The sequence below is a fragment of the Streptomyces sp. CNZ287 genome, assembly GCF_007827615.1.
In genome coordinates, this window is record NZ_VISV01000025.1 from 1 (window position 1) to 17,600 (window position 17,600).

Genomic DNA, 17,600 nt, shown 5'->3' on the forward strand with positions numbered 1-17,600 from the left:
TCTTGTTCACGCGGAGCGTGAATGCCCGCGTGCAACGCTGGCTCCCATTCCGCGGAGCGGTTTGGGTCGTTCAGGGGCTGCTGCGCAGCCCCTGAACGACCCATACCGCTCCGCGGTATGGGAGCCAGCGTTTCACGCTGGCATTCACGCTCCGCGTGAACAAGAAAACCCGCTCCGCGGGTTTTACCCACTCCGCTTCGCTTCGCGGGAAAAGACGGCGGGCTGGAAGGGGCGGGCACGGAAGTGATGCGCCATGTGAAGTCCCGAAAACCAGGCCACACCCCTAGTTGACGGCAGATCAGGAACGACGGGGGTCGGAGCCGCAGAGTCTCGCCGTGCCCCCGTGCGGATGCCTTGACTGGGCCCGGGGAGGCTCCAGGTCCAGCCGGTTGTGATCGTCACCTGCTCGATGGACCGCACGCGAAGAGCGTGCCACTCCCACCCGATCGAGGGAAGCACTACCAGCGCAGTGCATCGTTCAGATGCTTCATGTAGAATCCCGCGATAGCCGCTACCTCCGGAGCCCTGTCAGCGGCTGATCGAATCGCCGGGCGCGAGGCTCCAACATCGCCTCCATAGATCCGAATTCAGCAGCTCCAGCAGCATACGCTCTCGCCTCAGGGGAGGAATTGATGCACACGGGACCGAGCACTCTTCGTCCGCATCAAGTGGAAGCTACGGACGCCGCGGTAAGGGCGTTGGAGCCGAAGCCTGGGAAGTCCTTCCCGCCGGACGGGTTGCGGGCGACGGTGGTGTCCGCGTGCGGTACCGGTAAGACGATCACGGCGGCGCACGCGGCGATGCGCATCGCTCCGTACGGCCGCGTCCTGGTCCTCGTGCCCACCCTGGATCTGCTGTCGCAGACCGTGGCGGCCTGGCAGGCCGAGGGGCGGGACGGGATGTCGGTGGCGGTGTGCTCGCTCACCGACGACCCGGTGCTGTGGAACGCCGGCGTGCGGGTGACGACCAATCCGATCCAGCTCGCCCTGTGGCTGGCCGGCAAGTCCCATGTGACCGTGTTCGGCACGTACTCCAGCCTGCCGGTGCTCATCGAGGCCCACGAGGGTGCGTACGGCCAGCAGCTCGATCGCTGGGACCTGGTCGTCGTCGACGAAGCCCACCGCACCTCCGGCTCTATGGGCAAGGCGTGGGCCGACGTGCATGACCAGGCGCTGCTTCCGGCTGACCGGCGGCTGTACCTGACGGCTACGCCGCGGATTTGGGAGGCGCGGCCGGCGGTTGAGGTGCGGGAGGGTGTGCGGGAGGCGTTGCCGGAGGAGATGGCGGCGTCCATGGACGATCCGGCGGTGTTCGGGCCGACGGTGTACGAGTTGCCGCTCGCCGAGGCTGTGCGCCTCGAGCTGCTGGCGCAGTTTCAGATCGTGGTCGCCGAGCTGCGCGATCCGGAGCTGGCCGACGGGCAGTTGCGCGGGGAGGAGAAGCGCAGCGAGCAGGTGCGGGGCAAGCGGATGGCCGCGCTGCAGACCGCGGTCCTCGAAGCCGCTGCCGAGCACGACCTGAAGACGATGATCACTTTTCATCATCGGACGATGGAGGCCGAAGCATGGGCGGCCGGCCTGCCGGGCGTGGCCGCGAAGCTGCACGCCATGGATCCCGAGCGGTACCCGGCGCGGCGGCTGGTGTGGGCGGACTGGCTGCACGGCGAGCACGAAGCCGAGCACCGCCGCGAGGTCCTGCGCCAGTTCGGCGACCGCATCGACCGCCACGGCCGGCCGGTCCGGCAGGCTGTGCTGTCCAACTGCCGTGTCCTCGGCGAGGGCGTCGACGTCCCAGCGGTGGACTCGGTCGCCATCATCGACCCGAAGGGGTCGGTGGTGGATATCGTCCAGGCGATCGGCCGGGCGCTGCGGCAGAAACCGCGTCAGGGGAAAATGGCGACCATCATCGTGCCGGTATTCCTGGAGAACGGGGAAAGCCCGGAGGAAATGTACGCCTCCGGCTCGTACAAGCCTCTCGTGAATGTGATGCAGGCGCTCAGGGCGCACGATTCCAAGATGGTCGAAATGCTCGCGGTTCCGCAGGACCACACGTCGCCGGTGGAGCCGTCCGAGTCGATCGGCACGGCGCCGGCTGAAGACGAGGAAGAGCACCGGCTGCTGCTCCGCTTCTCCTCGAAGCGGAGCCCGGAGGCGATCCGGCGGTTCGTGGACATGCAGGTGATCAACCCGGTGCGTGAGACCTGGGCGCGGGGGTTCGCCGCGGCGGTGCGGTTCCAGCGCGAGCACGGGCACGTTCGGGTGCCGCTGACGTACCGGGAGCCCGGGAGCGACTACCCGACTGGGCGGTGGATCTCGGACCAGCGCACGGAGTACGCGGCCGGGCGGATGGACGATGGCGAGGGGCGGGACCGCCGCCGGCGCCTCGATGAGATCGGCATGGTGTGGTCGGCGCCGGATCTGGCGTGGGAGGAGAACCTCGCCGCCGCCCGGGCGTACTACGCCGAGCACGGCACGCTGTGCGCTCCCCAGGGCGCCGCGGCGGCAGGGAAGCCGGTCGGGCAGTGGCTCACCAACCTCCGCCGCCCCGGCGGGCTGGGCAAGGACCCCATCAAGGCCGCCCAGCGGCGCGCGGACCTGGCGGAGATCGACCCGGAATGGAACCCGCGCGAGCTCGGCTGGACCGTGGACTGGCAGCGCCACTACGTCAAGGTCCGCACCTGCTTGGACGGTGGGGCTTCTCTCGAAGAGCTGGTGGTCGGCGTACGGGTCGGGGGTGAGGACGTCGGGCGGTGGCTCAAGCGGCAACAGGAGGGCTGGGACGGCCTCAACACCGAACAGCAGCACCGGCTCGCGGAGTTGGGCGTCGCGGCCGCCCTACGGCCCGCAGACGGGCACACAGCGCCCCCGAAGGGCGGAGCGAGGGCCGCAGCCTTCGAACGCGGCCTGGCCGCCGCACGGCAGTACCTGGAACGCGAAGGCACCCTCGACGCAGTGAGCCGGAAGCACACCGAACAGGTGGTCGACCCGGTAACCGGAGAAGAAGCGAGCGTTCGGCTGGGGGTCTGGCTGTCGAACGTCAAGAGCCGCCGCGGGACGCTGACGCCGGAACGCGCCGAAGCCCTGAACGAACTCGGACTCAGGTGGACATGAGGACGCCGGAGCGGGTGGTGGATCCTCGGGTGACGGTTTGGCTGCGCCGGGTCTAACTGGCTGTTCTCTATCCGCTCGGGTGGTCGGTGGGGTTCGAACAGGGGCCTGGTCTGGGTGAGTCTGCCGGTGCGGGTGCATGGAAGAAGGGCCTCTTGGTAGCTCGCGGATGTCGAGTCCAGCGAGGAGCAAGAGGCCCTGTTGTCGAAGTGTCGCGTGGTCACGGTTGCCGGGTCCAGTTGGTCCACTCCTGGGTGTGACTGTCTCGCCCACAGGTTCGGGAACGCTGCCGACCGTCCGGGGCGCCGGCCCCGGTACGGCTCGGACATGAGCGATGCCGAGTGGGCCCTGGTGCGGGACCTGCTGCCGGTGCCGGGATGGCTGGCCGGCCGGGGTGGGCGGCCGGAGGGCTACTGCCACCGGCAGATGATCGACGCGGTGCGCTACCTGGTCGACAACGGCATCAAGTGGCGGGCGATGCCCTCGGACTTCCCGCCCTGGCCACGGGTGTATGCCTTCTTCGCCCGCTGGCGGGATACGGGACTCGTGGCCGAGCTGCATGACCGCCTGCGCGGTGCCGTCCGAGATGCCGAAGGCCGCCAGGAGGAGCCGAGTGCGGCGGTCATCGATTCGCAGTCGGTGAAGGCGGACGCCACCGTCGCCCTCACCTCACGGGGTTTCGACGCCGGCAAGAAGATCAACGGACGCAAGCACCACATGCTCACCGACACCCTTGGGCTTCTCCTAGCCGTGCTGGTCACACCGGCGTCGACCACCGACCGGGACGCCGCCCGCATCCTGCTGCCGACGGCCAAGGGCCGCTTCGGGCGGCTGGCACGCGTCTGGGCCGATGGTGGCTATACCGGCCACCTCGTCGACTGGAGTGCGGCACAGTTCGGAGTCGTTCTCGACATCGTCCGTCGCAGCGACGACATCCGCGGCTTTGAGGTGCTGCCCCGCCGCTGGGTCGTGGAACGATCATTTGCCTGGTGCCTGCGCAGCCGGCGCCTGGTCCGTGACTACGAGCGGCGCACCGACACCAGTGAAGCCGTCGTCCTGTGGTCGATGACCATGCTCATGAGCCGCCGCCTGGCCGCCCGGGACCAGCGGCGTCCTGTTCCGGCAGCGGGGGCAGCAGCGTGAACCTGCCCGGATTCGGCTCCACCAGCCAGCCTCGTTCCACCAGCCGCTTCAGCCGAGCCCTCGCTCCTTCGACACGGGAGGCGGATGCACTGTCCCAGCCCAGCACCACCGCCGCCTGCCGGGCACCGAGCCCGTCGTCTCCCGCACCATCCGCGGCGGCCAACAACGCCTGATAGTCCGGCGACAGCTCTTTCACCTCGGTCGCGTGTCGCCGGTGAGGCACCGCCCGGCGCGGTCCGACCGGCTTTCCTCCGCGACACCCCACCGGCCACGTCGGCGGGTGCGTCCTGATCGGCCAGCGCCTCCAGATACTGCTCCAGGCCGATCGCCCGATGCCGGTGCACCTCCTCGGCGTCCGCCAGAGCCGCCCGCACCCGATCCAACTCGGCTTCGAGTTGCTTCACCTGCGCGGCTGCGGCCTTCTGCCGCGTTTCCAAAACCGCCCGCATCGACGGCATCCGCCACCTCCACGACCTCTCGCCCGGCAACAAGCCCAGGCTCCCGCGGCAGCGGCTACTTCATACCTGACCAGCGAAAACGTCACACGAGATTCGGAAAGAGAACGACCTCTATGGATTTGACGAACGGTCAACAACGCATCAAGGAACGCATCATTCCCCGGCATGGATTCATGGCCGCCGATGTATGTCGCAGCGCAGGACGCCGTAGGGCGTGCGGACCGAGGCGCGGACCCAGTCGACGCCCTCCGGTAGCTGCGGCCGGGCGCGCGCCGTGCGGCCCCAGCCGGGCTCGGTGGGGCGCAGCCCGGCCAGGGTGTGGAAGAGCCAGTCGTCGAGGGTGCCCAGGAAGTAGTGGCCCCGGGAGCGGGATTCCTCGCTCCAGTGCTCCCACAGTGTGGTCGCGCCGCGCTCGACCCAGTAGCCCCAGCTGGGATGGGTGACCCGGGTGGCGACGGTGTGCGCCAGCTGGAGGTGCCCGTAGGCGGTGAGGGTCGGCAGCAGGAACTTGGTGGCGAGCGCGCCGGTGGCCAGGTGGCCTCCGCGGGCGCGGATGTCGGCGGCCAGGGCGTCGGCGGCCCGGCGCGCGGTCGCGGGCGGCAGCAGCCGCAGGGCCAGCGCCAGCACGTGGTGGGCCTGGCGGAAGCCGGCGTCTCCCCGGCCCGCAACTACCGGCGCCCCGTCCCCGCCGCCCGGGGGCCGTACGAACGTGCGCCGGAACGCGGTGCGGACCCGGGCCGCCGTACGCCGCCAGCGTGAGGACTCAGCCGGCCAGCCGAGGGCGTCGGCGGTGTCGGCCAGGGCGAGCGCCATGGCGTGCAGGAATGCCGTGGCCGCGACCTGGCGGTCCTCCGGCGGGTTGCCGCCCCCGGGGTCGGTGTCCGGGCTCACCCAGTCGCCGAGCGTGGTGTCGGCCAACCCGCCGGGGCTGCGGGCCAGTTCGAACTCCAGGTAGGAGACCATGTCGGGCCACAGCTCCGCGAGGATGCGGCGGTCGCCGGTGTAGCGGTGCAGCCACCACGGGCCGAGTACCAGCGCGGCGTGCCAGGTGGGGGCGGGCGACCAGTCCATGCGCCAGCCGCCGAAGGGGGCGATGACGGCCGGGGCGCCGCAGCCGTGCCGGGAGTCGGCGACGTCCGTGAGCCACTTGGCCACCAGTTCGTGAGCGTCAAAGTTGAGCAGGAACAGCTCGGTGCCCAGCATCCCGTCACCGGTCCAGCCGTTCTTCTCGTAGGCGGGGGTGTCGGTGGGCAGGTGGTGCAGGTTGTTGGCCACCGTGCGGCAGGTCAGCTCGTGCAGTCGGGTGAGCAGCGGGTCCGAGCAGGCGAAGCTGCCGGTGCGGCGGACCAGGGTGCGGGCCGCCTCCGCGGTCAGCGCGGGCGGCCCGGTCAGCCCGGGGGCCCGTACCTCCACGTACTGGAAGCCCTGGTAGGTGAAGCTCGGCCGCCAGTCGAGCGCCCGGTCGTCGAGGGTGACTCGGTGCGTCTGGAACCGCCCGTCGTAGTAGCCGCGGTCGTCCTCGGCGCGGACGGTGCCGTCCGGGTGGAGCAGTTCCCCGTGCCGCAGCTCGACCGTCGTCGGGCCGCGGCCGGGGGCGGCGGGGGCCTTCATCCGTACCCAGCCGGCCAGCACCCGCGGGAAGGCGAACACCCAGTGCCCCGGCGCCCGTTCGGTGATGGATGCCGGGGCGAGGGTCTCGGTGACCCCGATCGGGGGCTGCCGCTGGTGGCAGAGGCGGCCGCGGGGGCCCGGCACCACGCGGGCCGGGCGCCAGGCCGCATCCTCGACGTGGTCGTCGGTGGCGTAGCCGGGCCGCTCGTGGCGGATGTCGTAGTCCTCCCCGGCGTAGAGGTCGTCGGCCCGGGTGGGGCCGTCGACGGTGCGCCAGGAGCCGTCCGAGACCACCGCGCAGGTGGCGCCCGCCGCGTCCCGGGCCAGGAGCAGCAGGCGCATCCGGGGCGGTCCGTGCCACGGCGCTGTGTGCCAGTCCCAGGTGTTGCGCCGGGCCATGCTGTGGAAGCCACGGCCCAGTTCGGCGCCGAGCGCGTGCCGGCCCGCCCGCAGCGCCGCCGTCACGTCGCTGACGACGTACTGGACACGGACGTCGTAGTCGGTGAACCCCGGGCTGAGCAGGTAGGGCTGGACGGGCGTGCCGTCCAGCTCGACCCGGGCCCAGCCGCCCGCTGCCACCACCAGGTACGCCTCGACGGGCTCGAAGGGCAGGGTGAAGGGGCGGCGCAGCAGCGGGGCCGCCGTTGCGCCCTCGGGGCCGGCCAGCCAGGAAGCGCCGTGCCAGTCGCCGTCCACCACCCCGGTGACGAAGGTGGAGTCGGCGGTCAGCCGCCGCCCGCCCACCCATACCTGGACCGTCCAGCGGTGGCGGCGCAGGGGGGCAAGGGGCGGCCCGCCGTAGACGATCTCGGTGGTTCGGGTGGTCTCCACCCGGCCGCTGTCCCAGCGCACGCCGTCGCGGTCGCGCACCAGCAGCCGGTGGGCGAGGGGCGCGACCGGCCGCCCGGTGGTGTCGGTGACGAGCCACGCGAACCGGGGCACGACATCGATGCCGACGGGCTCGGCGGTGTGCTCGACGGTCAGCCCGCCCACCTTCACGCTCATTGCAGGCGGTAGTGAAAGACGGCGGTGGGCGGGTGCGCGACGCGCAGAACGTGGGCCTGGGCGCGGGCGTCGGCGAAGTAGGTCCGGTCCAGCGCCGTCACGCTCGCCTGCAGCGGCTTCTCCCAGCGGATGTCCAGGGTGACCCGGCCTCGCCGGAGGCGCAGGCCGCTGGCGTTGACCGTGCTGCCGATGCGCACCGGGCCGCTACCGATCCAGACCAACTGGTCGTTCGCGCGCAGTACCAACGGTACTTGCTCGGTCGCCTCGCCGACGATGGTGAGGCGCCGGGTGATGGAGTGGTCGCTCAGCAGGGCGGCGCCGGTGACATTGCCCTGCGGGCTGCGCCAGGTCAGGCCGAGGTCGCGGACGCCGGCGACCTCCTTCCCGGTCAGCTCCGCGCCGTCGGCCGGGTCGCCGTCGAAGTAGCGTACGGCGAGGTCCGAGGCGGCGTCGGTGGCGCCGTTCGGCAGCACGGTCGCCCAGCAGTCGGTGTTGCTGTTGTGGCCGCTGTGCACGAACGTGCCGGCGTCGGGGTGCCAGATGAGGGAGGGCCCGGAGCGGACGAGACTCGTCGCCTGCGGGCCATAGTGGGCCATCGTGTAGTAGCCGGGGCGGCGTACGAAGAGGTAGTCCTCGCCGCCCGGGTCGCGGCGCAGCTCGGTGAAGCGGCGGGAAGCGAGGTAGGGCAGGGTGGCGATGGCGGCGGCCTTGGCGGCGGCGGAGGGGTAGCGCTCGCCGTAGGGGATGTTGACGAGGATGCGCGGGTTGGTGGCCCCACGCTCCTGCTGCGGGACGGGGGCGGGGTCGGCGGCCCAGGCGGCGCGCTGGGCGGTGCGGTCCCCGGCGGTGGGGTAGAACGCGGCCATCGCCGGGACGAGCGGGGTGAACCAGGAGCCCAGATCCCGCTGCTGGGGCTCGGCGGTGACGTCGTCGAGGTAGTACATGGGGGTGCGCGCGGAGCCGGCGGTGTTGGCGATGAAGCCCGCGCCGTCCGGCTCGCGGACCAGGTTGTAGCCGAGCCAGTCGGCCAGCCGCTCGACCATGGCGACCAGTTCGGGCTTGTCGTGGTGGTCGAGGATCTCCACGATTTCGGAGAGGGTGACGTTGAGGTTGTAGGCGATGTCCATGCCGCGTGGCTCGTAGAAGTACCCGGCGGGGCTCTGGCCGCGGGCGACGATGTCCGCGATCCGGTCGTGCAGTTGCGCGCGAAGGGCCGGGGCGGGATCCAGGTGCAGCGCGAGGGAGGCCCCGGCGAGACCGGCCATGGGCTGGTTGACGAACTCAATGGGCCCGTGCTGCCAGACCCCGGTGTTGCCCGGGTCGAGGAACCAGGTGACCGCCCGGCGCAGCGCGGCCGCGATCGCCTGCTGCGTCTCGGGCAGGTGCCCGGTGCGCCGCAGGTCCTGGAGGGTTTTGGAGAGGTAGCCGAGGGCGAAGGCGGTCGCCGCGCGGGAGTGCTCGTCCGGAGCGTACTCGGGCCAAGAGCCGTTCTCGTGCTGGAGCGAGAGGTAGTGGCCCAGTGCCGCGTCCAGCCGGGCCAGCAGCGCGGGATCGCCGTGGTACGGGTTCCAGGGGCGTTCGGTGGTGGCGAACCAGGCGAGGGTGCGTACATGTTCCTGGATGCGGGCGTTGAAGGGCTCGGTGGGGGTGCGCCACCACCCCCCGGCCATCCAGCCGTGCTGCTCGGAGCCGTCGGTGACGATCTCGTTGACCATCGGTGCCAGGGTGACGAGGTAGGGCGCGAGCCGCTGTTCTGGGTGGCTGAAGAGGCTGCGGTCCGGCGCCCCGGCGGGCAGCGGCGCGATCGTGGGCAGGCCGGCCTCGGCCGCCGTGGGCTGGTCGGCGGGCGGCTGCGCGGCGAAGGTCGCCGGTATCGCCCCGCCGGTGGCGGTGAGCAGCGCTGCGGCGCCCGCGCCGACCAGCAGGGTGCGGCGGGAGAGTCCGGGCATGAAGCGGCCCGTCCCGGCCGCGGGACGGGAGAGGCGGCCGGCGGGGAGGCAGGACGGTGTGGTGGGTTCGGCCATGGTGGTGTCCTTTCAGCCCTTCAGCCCGGAGGCGAAGCCCTTGATGATCGTTTTCTGGAGGAGGAAGTAGACGAGCAGGATCGGCAGGATCGCGAGGACCATGCCGGCGAAGATCACGCCCCAGTTGGTGCTGAACTCGCCGCGGAAGGCGAAGATGGCCACGGGGAGTGTCTGCTGGGCGCTGCCGCCGACGTAGAGCAGCGGTGTGAGGAACTCGTTCCACACGTTGATCGCGGAGATGATCACCACGGTGCCGGTGACCGGGCGCAGCAGCGGGAAGACGACAGCGAGGAAGGTGCGCAGGGTGCCGGCGCCGTCCACCCGGGCGGCTTCCTCGTACTCCCGGGGCAGCGCCCGGGTGAAGCCAGCGTAGAGAAAGACCGTTATCGGCAGCTGACTGCCGATGTTGAAGATGATCAGTGAAGTGTAGGTCTGGAGCAGGTTGGCGTCGCGCATCAGCTGGTAGAGCGGCACCATGCCCAGCTGGAGCGGGATCATGATGCCCAGCAGGAAGAGCAGGTACGTGGCGTAGCTGACGCGGCTGGCACGGCGGGCGAGAGTGTAGGCGGCCGGCGACCCCAGCGCGACGAGCAGGGCGACGCTGATGACGGCGACGACGGTGGAGTTGAACAGCGCCTGGCCGAGCGCGGCCTCGCGCCAGGCGGTGGTGTAGTTGTCCAGGTGCAGCCCGGAGGGCGGGCCCAGCGGGTCGGCGGCGACCTGGTCCGGGGTTTTCAGGGAGATGCTGAGGAAGACGTAGAAGGGGAATGCGAACAGCACCCCCGCGCCGATCATCGTCAGCTCGCCCAGCGCGGCGCGCGCCCGGCGGGTGCCGCGCATGCCGGTGCGGCGGTGCGTGGCGCTCATGTGTCCACCTCGAAGCGTCTCAGCGTGCGCAGCTGCACCATGGCGAAGGCGAAGACCAGCATGGTGAGCACCAGGGCGATGGCCGCGCTGTAGCCGAACTCGCCGGAGACAAATGCCTCCTTGTACATGACCACCGCCAGCGTCTCGGTGGCGTAGCCGGGGCCGCCGCCGGTCATGGCGAAGACCTGGTCGAAGAGTTTCAGGCTGCCGATGAGGGTCAGGGATAGCGCGATCGTGGTCGCCGGCAGCAGCAGCGGCAGGGTGACCGAGCGGAACCGCTGCCAGACCCCGGCGCCGTCGATGGCGGCGGCCTCGTACAGTTCGGCCGGGACGCCCTGAAGGCCGGCCAGGTAGATGACCATGGTCAGTCCGGCGTTCTGCCAGATGATGATGGCGATCACCGAGCCGAGCGCGATGGAACCGTCGCCCAGCCAGTTCTGCTTCAGGGCGCCCAGGCCCACCTCGTCCAGGGCGGTGTTGAGCGGACCGGTGGGAGTGAGGACGTACTGCCACAGGAAGCCGATGATCAACGGCGGCAGCAGCGCGGAGGCGAAGAAGAGGGTGCGCAGTATGTTGCGGCTGCGCAGCCGGGTGTTGAGCGCCAGGGCCAGGCCGAGCCCGGCCGCCGTCTGGACGACCGTGCAGGCCGCGGCGATCAGCAGGGTGTTGACCAGGGCGGAGCGCGCGGACTCCGCCGTCAGCAGCTGGCGGAAGTTGTCCAGGCCGACGAAGTTCGCGCCGCCGGCCCGGCCCGTCCAGTCGGTGAACGCGTACAGCCCGCCGGCAACCGTCGGGTAGAGGACCACGACGCCGTAGACCAGGAGCGCCGGGAGAACGAAGAGATAGGGTGCTCCGGCACGGCCGGGGCTGCGCGGGCCCCGCCCCCTGTCCGGCCGCCGGCGGCCTCGTCCGACCGCGGCCGGACGAGGCGGTGCGGAGGCGGTCACGGGGCGCCCTTCGCGTACTGCTTGTCCATCTTGCGCAGCAGCTCCGGGACGTCGATCTTCCCGTCCAGCAGCTGCTGCCCGGACTGGAGCAGCGTCTGCTGGGTGTCTCCGTTGGACCACAGGTAGTTGGCGTAGGGTGCGGTACGGCCCTCTTCCACCAGCGGGAGCACCTCGGCCAGCGGGGAGTCCTTCGCATCCGGGGTCTTGCCGAGGCCGGGCAGGACGCCCAGGGTCTTCGCGTAGCGGTCCACGTTCTTCGGTCGGGAGAGGAAGTCGAGGAACTTCTTGGCCTGCGCCACCCGTGGTGAGGCGGCGTTGACAGCGAGGAAGTCGGGGGCGGTGGGGAGCATCGTCGCCCCGGGGTCCTCATCGGCGGGCAGCGCGAAGAGGCCGAACGTCTCAGCCCCGTCGGGTGCGTAGTCGTAGAGCTGGGGGAGCCCGGCCGAGACCAGCAGCGTGATCCCCGCCTTGCCGCGGGCCAGCTCCTGCTGGGCCTGGTCGGGTGGGGTGCCCAGCGCGTGAGGGGTGAAGTACTCCGACAGCTTGGTGAGCTTGTCGAAGACCTCCGTCCACGCGGGCTCCTTGGCGAAGCTCGTCTTCCCCGCGCGCATCCGCTCGTCGAGGTCGGGCTGCTCGGCGTGGACGAGGGTCCCGGCCAGGGCGTAGACGTAGAATTGGAGGTAGATGCCCTCGACCAGCCCGGCGGCGATCGGAGTCTTGCCCGCCTTCTTCAACGCCTCGCAGGCGTCGAGGAGTTCGCTCCAGGTGGTGGGCACCTCCAGGTCCAGCTCGGCGAAGACCTCCTTGTTGTAGGCCGCCACGATGGCGTTGCGGCCCACCGGGTAGGCGACGGTGCGATCCCCGGCCTGCGCCAGCACGGCGGTGCTGTCGTCGAGCCGGTCCGCCCACGCGGAGTCCGAGAGGTCGGCCAGCTCGTCGGTCTGGCCGAGCACGCCCGCCGAGACCGGGCTGGAGTACCCCGGGGAGACGCGTATGACGTCGGCCGCGGTACCCGAGGTGAGTTGGACGCGCAGCTGCTGGTTCAGCTCCTCCGCCGCGGCGTGGGAGGCGTCGAAGGTGACACCCTCCTGCTTCTCGTATGCGGCGTACAACTCCTTCAGTCCGGTGTTCTGCTCCGGACTGGTGTAGGCGGACAGGGTGGTGGATTTGCCGGCTTCGTCGCCGGACCGGACGAATCCGCAGCTGGGCAGGGCAAGGACGGCGGCCACTGCGGCTGCGAGTGCGACCCGGACGCGGGGGCGCCGTCTGGCTCGGACGCTGGTGCTCATTTTTCCGTTTTCTCCTTCACCGGCGGGGCGGGGCTGGGCGGGATGGTGGGGTGGGACCGACCGGTCCGGTGGGCGGCCGCGGGGCGACCGTGACGTCCCCGGGGACGATCGCGCCGGTGGCTCGCAGGGTGCGGTGGATCGCGGCGACGGGGACGTCCTGGACGGGGGTGTCCGTCGCCGCGGAGAGGGCGGCGACCGTACCGGCCGCCTGGCCCGTGGCCATGCACGAAGCCTGAACCCGGTAGGCCGAGTTGGCCTCCTGGTCCCCGGCCACGGACCGCCCGGCGACCAGCAGCGCCCCCGGGCCGTCCCGGGGCACCATGGCGTCCCGGGGAATGGTCGGCAGCACTCCGTAGTCCAGGGGGCGGATGTCGACGCCGTCGCCGTCGGAGCGGTGCACGTCGATGGGGTAGAAGCTGTAGGAGACGGCGTCGTCCCACAGACGTCCGCCGCGGTAGTCGTCGACGGTGACCCGGGCGAGGCCGTCGATGGTGAACGTCTCCCGGATGCCGGTCTCCACCGCCCAGGAGTCGATGGTCAGCCCCTCCAGGCCCGGTTGTGCGCGCAGGAACCGGAAGATCCTCAACAGGGCCCGGCGACCGGCGAGTTCGGCCTGGGTACGGGTGTCGCTCGTACCGCCGTCCACGCCGGTGACGTGGATGGCGTTCTCCCCGCGGTGGCGCAGCAGCTTGCCCAGGGGATGGACGGCCGACTGGAAGTCCTCGGCGCGCAGGACGCCTTCGGCCAGCGCCGCGTCGTAGGCCCGGTCGAGGGCGGCGAGATCGAGATCGTCCACAGCGAGGTGGTCGTAGCCGCCGAATCGCACCATCAGGGTGCCCGGCTGCTGCCGCGGATTGCGCCGCCGGGCGAGTCCGGCCAGCGCCACCACGTCGGCGTCGCCGGTGCAGTCCACGAGGCGGCCGGCCCACACCTCGCGCAAGCCCTCCTTGCCGCAGAGCACCACGCGCCACCGGGAGTCGGTCCACTCGGCCTCGGCAACCATCGTGTGCAGCAGCGGCTCGGCCCCGGAGACGAGGACGGTGCGGTCGGCGAGCGCGGCGTAGACGGCGGGGTTGACGGGCACCTGGAGTCGGTAGTGGGGCAGGTCCCAGCGGGAGAAGTCCGGCAGCGCGGTGCCGCCGACCGCGGCGGCCTCGCGCACCAGCCGCCAGCCGATCCCGGCGATGATCTGGTGCCCCCAGGCGTGGAAGAGGCCCGGCAGCGCGACGCCGGCGACCGTGGTCGTCCCGCCCAGCGCGCCGTTCTTCTCCACCAGGCCGGTGCGTGCGCCCAGTCCGGCCGCCTGAGCCGCAGCGCAGATACCGGCGGGGCCGCCGCCGACGACGAGCACGTCGAGGTCCTCACGCACGGTGACCCCGCTCGTCGTCCGGGGCGCCCAGCAGGACCGACAGCTCGGCGGCGGACGCGGTGGTCGCCGCCCGCAGCCGCTCCTCGTAGGCCGGGGAGCGCCGGGCCGAGGGGTACCCGAGGCAGAGCGCGGCGACGACCCGTCCGCTGTGGTCGCGCACCGGCGCGGCGATCCCGCAGACCCCGGTGACCTCCTCCTCGTGGTTGGTCGCTACGCCCCGCTCGGCCACCGCCGTCAGTTCCGCCAGCACCGTCTCCCGGTCGAAGGCGGTACGCCCGGAGGCGAGCAGCCGGTCGCGCTCGGCCTCCGGCAGTCCGGCCAGCAGCACCTTGCCCGCGGCCGTGTGGATGAGCGGTTCGACCGGCTCGGACGCCGAGCGCATGGTGGTGGGGTTGATGTTGAGCAGCTGCGGTCCGACGAGCACGCTCACGTCCACCCGGCGGCCGTGCTGGAGCGTGGCCAGCTGCACGGTCTCCTGGCTTGTCTCCCACAGCTCGCGCAGCACCGGGGCGGCCACCGCACCGAGGTCGTTCTGGAGCGTGTAGGTGCGGTTCAGCTCGAAGAAGCGCGGGCCCAGTACGTAGCGGCGGGAGGACTCGATCTGCACGACCAGCCCGTGCATCACCAGCGCGGAGAGCAGGGTGCGGCCCGTGGAGGCTCGCAGCCCGACCGCATCGGTGGCCTGCGTCAGCGCGATCCCGGCGGGGCCGGCCCCAGCCACCGCCTCCAGCAGGGCGGCGACCCGGTCGATCGTCTGAATCGGGCTCTTGACAGCTCCGGCCCGCTGGAGCTTCGGCCGCACCTCGTCGTCGCTCATGATCCTCGTTCTATAAAATAGAAGGCAGTTCGACTTTGTCGCAGGGACACACCTTGGCACCCCGCCCCCTGCACGACAAGAGGTCGGACCGAAACGTTTCAAGAGAGCCCGGGGCCGTTCCGAGGCTGCTCTGGGCAGCAACTCACCCGCCGGCGGCGGGCGCTGGCCGCTGCGCCCGGGAGGGGTGTGCTCCCCGGCCGGGCGCACGCAGAAACGTCCTTGGGCCGTTCTCCCGGCGCGAGGGATCGGGGCAGATGGGGCGCGGCGGACCGGCGGGCGGTCGGATGCGCAGCCCTCGCCGGACGGCTATGGGTCGGACCGGCGGATGAGTGGGGGCCGGAATCAGGCCAGGTGCGCGCGGGCCATGGGCGCGAGCGCGCAGGGGGCGGCCGGGAGTGTCTGAGAGGGGGTGATCATCATGAGATGGAATGAAATGCGGCCCCTGGCACCCCATCGGGCGCCAACTTCTCGGGAGGAGCTGGAGGCTTCCTGCTGGCGTGCGGGGGCCGGAAGAAGAGCGCCTGGTGTGGCGGCTTCGTACGTGCTCTTGCCGGGCCCGCTCGTGGTGATGCCCTGGAGGCGCAGGCTGGCGAGGCGAGCCCACTCATGGCGGGAGGCGGTGATACGGGCACCGGACGGCGGTTCGGCGGGGCATCTGGTCGGCGAGGGTGAGGGTGTAGGCGGTGTGCTCGCCGGCCAGCGGCCCGGCAGGTTTGGTGAGCGCGCAGCAGTGGGCGAGGGCGGCGGCGACGATGCGTTCGTCAAGGCCGGGCTCGGCGCGCTGGCCGCGTAGTTCGTGGGTGAGGTGGCGGCGGGCTTCGGCGAGCAGGTGCCGGCGGCGGAAGCGGCCGCGGTGGACGTAGACGACGGCGGCGACATCGGCGGCAGCACCGGCCAGGTCGACCACCGGCCGGGCGGCGGCCCGGATCGCGGCGGCCGCGCGGCGTGCGAGCGCGAGCAGCTGGTCGATGCGCTCGGCGCCGAACGCGGACGGCGGCGGGCCCGCAGCACCGGCAGCGGCACCGCCGGCTGCTTGCGTGGGCGGGTCTCGTTGGCGGCCCGGGCCATCAGCTTGACCCGGAGCCCGCGGCCCGGGCTCGTACCCGTAGAGCGCCGTGTACTCGGCGGCGAGATCTTCGAGGCGGCACATGATCTGCTCGTTGCGGGTGCCGGTCCAGGCGATGAGGTCCTCGGGGATGCCGGCGATCTCCGGTACGGTCCGCAAGCCGCGGGTGGTCTCCCGTTCAACGAGGGCGAGCCCGAGGCGCTCGCACGCCTCTTCCAGGACCCGTTGGGTGTAGAAGGTGCCGGCGGCGACCGCCTGTTCCAGCAGCGCGCGGCCGTGCAGGTTCGACCAGTCGCCCTCGGGGCGCTGCACCCGGGTACTGATCAGGCAGTGGTCGTGCAGCAGCGGCATGCCGTGCCGGTTCGTCCAGTGCCGGAAACGCACCGCGGCCACCCCGGGGCGGGCGCGGCGCCGTACGGTGCTGCCCCGGCCGGAGCGCACGATCAGCCCGCGCTCCTCCAGCGATGCGAGGGTGTCGTCGCCGGCGAGAAGGTGGCAGTCCTCGAGGATTCGGCGGGTTGCGTCGTCGGCCAGGGCCCACAGCAGGTGGAACGACGGCGGTGGGCGCAGCACCATGTCCCAGGCCGTCACGGAGCCGCCTTTGCCGGTGCGCTCGCGGACGGCGTAGCCAAGCTTGACCGCCTGGCGTACGGCGGCCGGGCTGTGGCCGGCGGCCAGGCACTCGGCGGTGATGGCGTCGGCACGGGGGTACAGGCCCTGGCCGAACAGCAACTCCAGCTCCCGCTCGGTCGCGACGCCGGCGACGCCGAGGGCCGGGCAGGCCCGGCCGGTCCACACCCCGGGCGGCGGCACCCCGCCCGCCAGGCCGCTGCCACCGTCGACATCGCCGACGCCGGGCAGCGGCAACCGCAGTTGCCCGGAGGGAGGAGGACGGGCGCGGCGCGGACGGCGAACGCCCGCGGTGACGGGGAGGTAGTAGCGCCACACCGACCCGGCGCCCACTCGCGCGATGCTCAACATCACCCCAGACCAGCACCGACCACATCGCGGCGACGGCGGCAGCGGGCACGAGGGCCAGCGGGCGGGCCGCGAACCGGTCCGCCGTCCCGCACCGCGGTATCCGCGGGGCGGCCCGCCGGCGCAGCCACCGGCCCCCCTTCTGGTGCGGGAGGAAGCGGGCGTGCAAGCACCAGGACAACCGGGCCGCACGCCGGTCCGGGCCGGCCGCCGGCTGGCGGATTGATCGGTGCCCCTCTCCCCGGGGCTAAGTCGGAGGCCACGCCGGAAGAGGACAAAGCCCGGTCGACCAGTCCCAAGATGCGACGGGCCCTGTGCCCGTCTGGCAGGTACCCGGACCGGTAGACGGATCGGCAAGCGGACCGGCACCCTCAGAAGGCCCGGGGTGGCATCCCCGTGTTCAAGGCGCGGCGCCGACGGCGGCCGCCGCGGACGGCGGCACCGGGTCCGGACCTCTCGCGAGAGGGCCTCATAGAGAAGTTGTCGGCGCCCCGGCGCCCCCTTGACCGGGGCGCTGACGTGCACCTTCCTCGTCTCCTCTGCGCCTTGTGAGGCAACCGGAAAGGCAACCGGAAAGGCAACCCGAGAGGCACGTAGAGGGGCGAGCCGAAGGGCAAGCTGAAAGGCACCCTTGATCGGCACCGCGACTGGCGTATCCGGCCGCTGGTTGTCCAGGAGAAACCGGGCCTCAGCTCAAGTCGACGTGGAGGTGGTCGATGTCGGTGACCATCACTTCCAGGCCGGCCGCGCGGCGGCAGCGGTCCTGAAAGTAGGCGTGCCCGAGCCCGGCGCCGGGGAGGTCGCGCAGCTCCGCCTCCGCGGCGCCAGCGACGTCAGCGGCCGCGCGGGTGCTGTTCGACTTCGGCCAGCGCAATGCAGGACCCCGGCCGGACCTGGTGCTGCGGGAGAATGGACCTCG

The 17,600-nt window shown here is 71.8% G+C and carries 11 protein-coding genes and 1 pseudogene; 2 read left to right on the plus strand and 10 right to left on the minus strand.

The features are described 5' to 3' along the window. Positions 1 to 632: 632 nt before the first annotated feature. Positions 633 to 3,110, plus strand: coding sequence for a DEAD/DEAH box helicase (locus FB457_RS31625; RefSeq protein WP_145784073.1), 2,478 nt, complete (start codon positions 633 to 635; stop codon positions 3,108 to 3,110). A gap of 324 nt (positions 3,111 to 3,434) precedes the next feature. After that, complete coding sequence (locus FB457_RS31635; protein ID WP_145784075.1) at positions 3,435 to 4,250, plus strand: IS5 family transposase; 816 nt, start codon at positions 3,435 to 3,437, stop codon at positions 4,248 to 4,250. Here FB457_RS31635 and FB457_RS36585 read toward each other — a convergent pair. From FB457_RS36585 to FB457_RS31685, 10 genes and pseudogenes are all read right to left on the minus strand, one after another. Further along, positions 4,183 to 4,699: pseudogene (locus tag FB457_RS36585) on the minus strand (hypothetical protein). The gene FB457_RS31635 and the pseudogene FB457_RS36585 sit on opposite strands and share 68 nt — an antisense overlap. A 180-nt stretch (positions 4,700 to 4,879) precedes the next feature. Then, on the minus strand, positions 4,880 to 7,324 hold the full coding sequence (locus FB457_RS31645) for a family 78 glycoside hydrolase catalytic domain (protein WP_107086071.1): 2,445 nt from the start codon (positions 7,322 to 7,324) through the stop codon (positions 4,880 to 4,882). Next, entirely contained in the window at positions 7,321 to 9,348 is a 2,028-nt protein-coding gene (locus tag FB457_RS35510) for a glycoside hydrolase family protein (protein WP_186462073.1), read from the minus strand. The genes FB457_RS31645 and FB457_RS35510 overlap by 4 nt, the downstream gene beginning before the upstream one ends. 12 nt (positions 9,349 to 9,360) lie before the next feature. Next, positions 9,361 to 10,215, minus strand: a complete 855-nt coding sequence (locus FB457_RS31655; protein ID WP_486589210.1) for a carbohydrate ABC transporter permease — start codon at positions 10,213 to 10,215, stop codon at positions 9,361 to 9,363. Next, positions 10,212 to 11,021, minus strand: a complete 810-nt coding sequence (locus FB457_RS31660) for a carbohydrate ABC transporter permease (protein WP_253911098.1) — start codon at positions 11,019 to 11,021, stop codon at positions 10,212 to 10,214. Before FB457_RS31660 ends, FB457_RS31655 begins: the two co-directional genes overlap by 4 nt. Before the next feature lie 137 nt (positions 11,022 to 11,158). Next, a complete protein-coding gene (locus FB457_RS31665) occupies positions 11,159 to 12,451 on the minus strand; it encodes an extracellular solute-binding protein (protein ID WP_145784077.1) in 1,293 nt (430 codons plus the stop codon). 16 nt (positions 12,452 to 12,467) lie between these two features. After that, entirely contained in the window at positions 12,468 to 13,820 is a 1,353-nt protein-coding gene (locus FB457_RS31670; protein WP_047014204.1) for an FAD-dependent oxidoreductase, read from the minus strand. Continuing rightward, the gene (locus tag FB457_RS31675) at positions 13,813 to 14,637 is read right to left on the minus strand and encodes an IclR family transcriptional regulator (protein WP_047014205.1); all 825 of its coding nucleotides are present in this window, start codon (positions 14,635 to 14,637) and stop codon (positions 13,813 to 13,815) included. Before FB457_RS31675 ends, FB457_RS31670 begins: the two co-directional genes overlap by 8 nt. Positions 14,638 to 15,241: 604 nt before the next feature. Further along, a complete protein-coding gene (gene mobF, locus FB457_RS31680) occupies positions 15,242 to 16,684 on the minus strand; it encodes a MobF family relaxase (RefSeq protein WP_145784079.1) in 1,443 nt (480 codons plus the stop codon). A 685-nt stretch (positions 16,685 to 17,369) separates the two neighbouring features. Next, entirely contained in the window at positions 17,370 to 17,555 is a 186-nt protein-coding gene (locus tag FB457_RS31685; protein ID WP_047014206.1) for a hypothetical protein, read from the minus strand. Positions 17,556 to 17,600: the final 45 nt, after the last annotated feature.

What these genes read in the sequence shown, in the direction of transcription:
- FB457_RS31625 (WP_145784073.1), top strand. Translation starts at nt 633, where the DNA reads ATGCACACGGGACCGAGCACTCTTCGTCCGCATCAAGTGGAAGCTACG.
- FB457_RS31655 (WP_486589210.1), bottom strand. Translation starts at nt 10,215, where the DNA reads ATGAGCGCCACGCACCGCCGCACCGGCATGCGCGGCACCCGCCGGGCG.
- FB457_RS31635 (WP_145784075.1), top strand. Translation starts at nt 3,435, where the DNA reads ATGAGCGATGCCGAGTGGGCCCTGGTGCGGGACCTGCTGCCGGTGCCG.
- FB457_RS31645 (WP_107086071.1), bottom strand. Translation starts at nt 7,324, where the DNA reads ATGAGCGTGAAGGTGGGCGGGCTGACCGTCGAGCACACCGCCGAGCCC.
- FB457_RS31675 (WP_047014205.1), bottom strand. Translation starts at nt 14,637, where the DNA reads ATGAGCGACGACGAGGTGCGGCCGAAGCTCCAGCGGGCCGGAGCTGTC.
- FB457_RS31665 (WP_145784077.1), bottom strand. Translation starts at nt 12,451, where the DNA reads ATGAGCACCAGCGTCCGAGCCAGACGGCGCCCCCGCGTCCGGGTCGCA.
- FB457_RS35510 (WP_186462073.1), bottom strand. Translation starts at nt 9,348, where the DNA reads ATGGCCGAACCCACCACACCGTCCTGCCTCCCCGCCGGCCGCCTCTCC.
- mobF (WP_145784079.1), bottom strand. Translation starts at nt 16,684, where the DNA reads ATGTTGAGCATCGCGCGAGTGGGCGCCGGGTCGGTGTGGCGCTACTAC.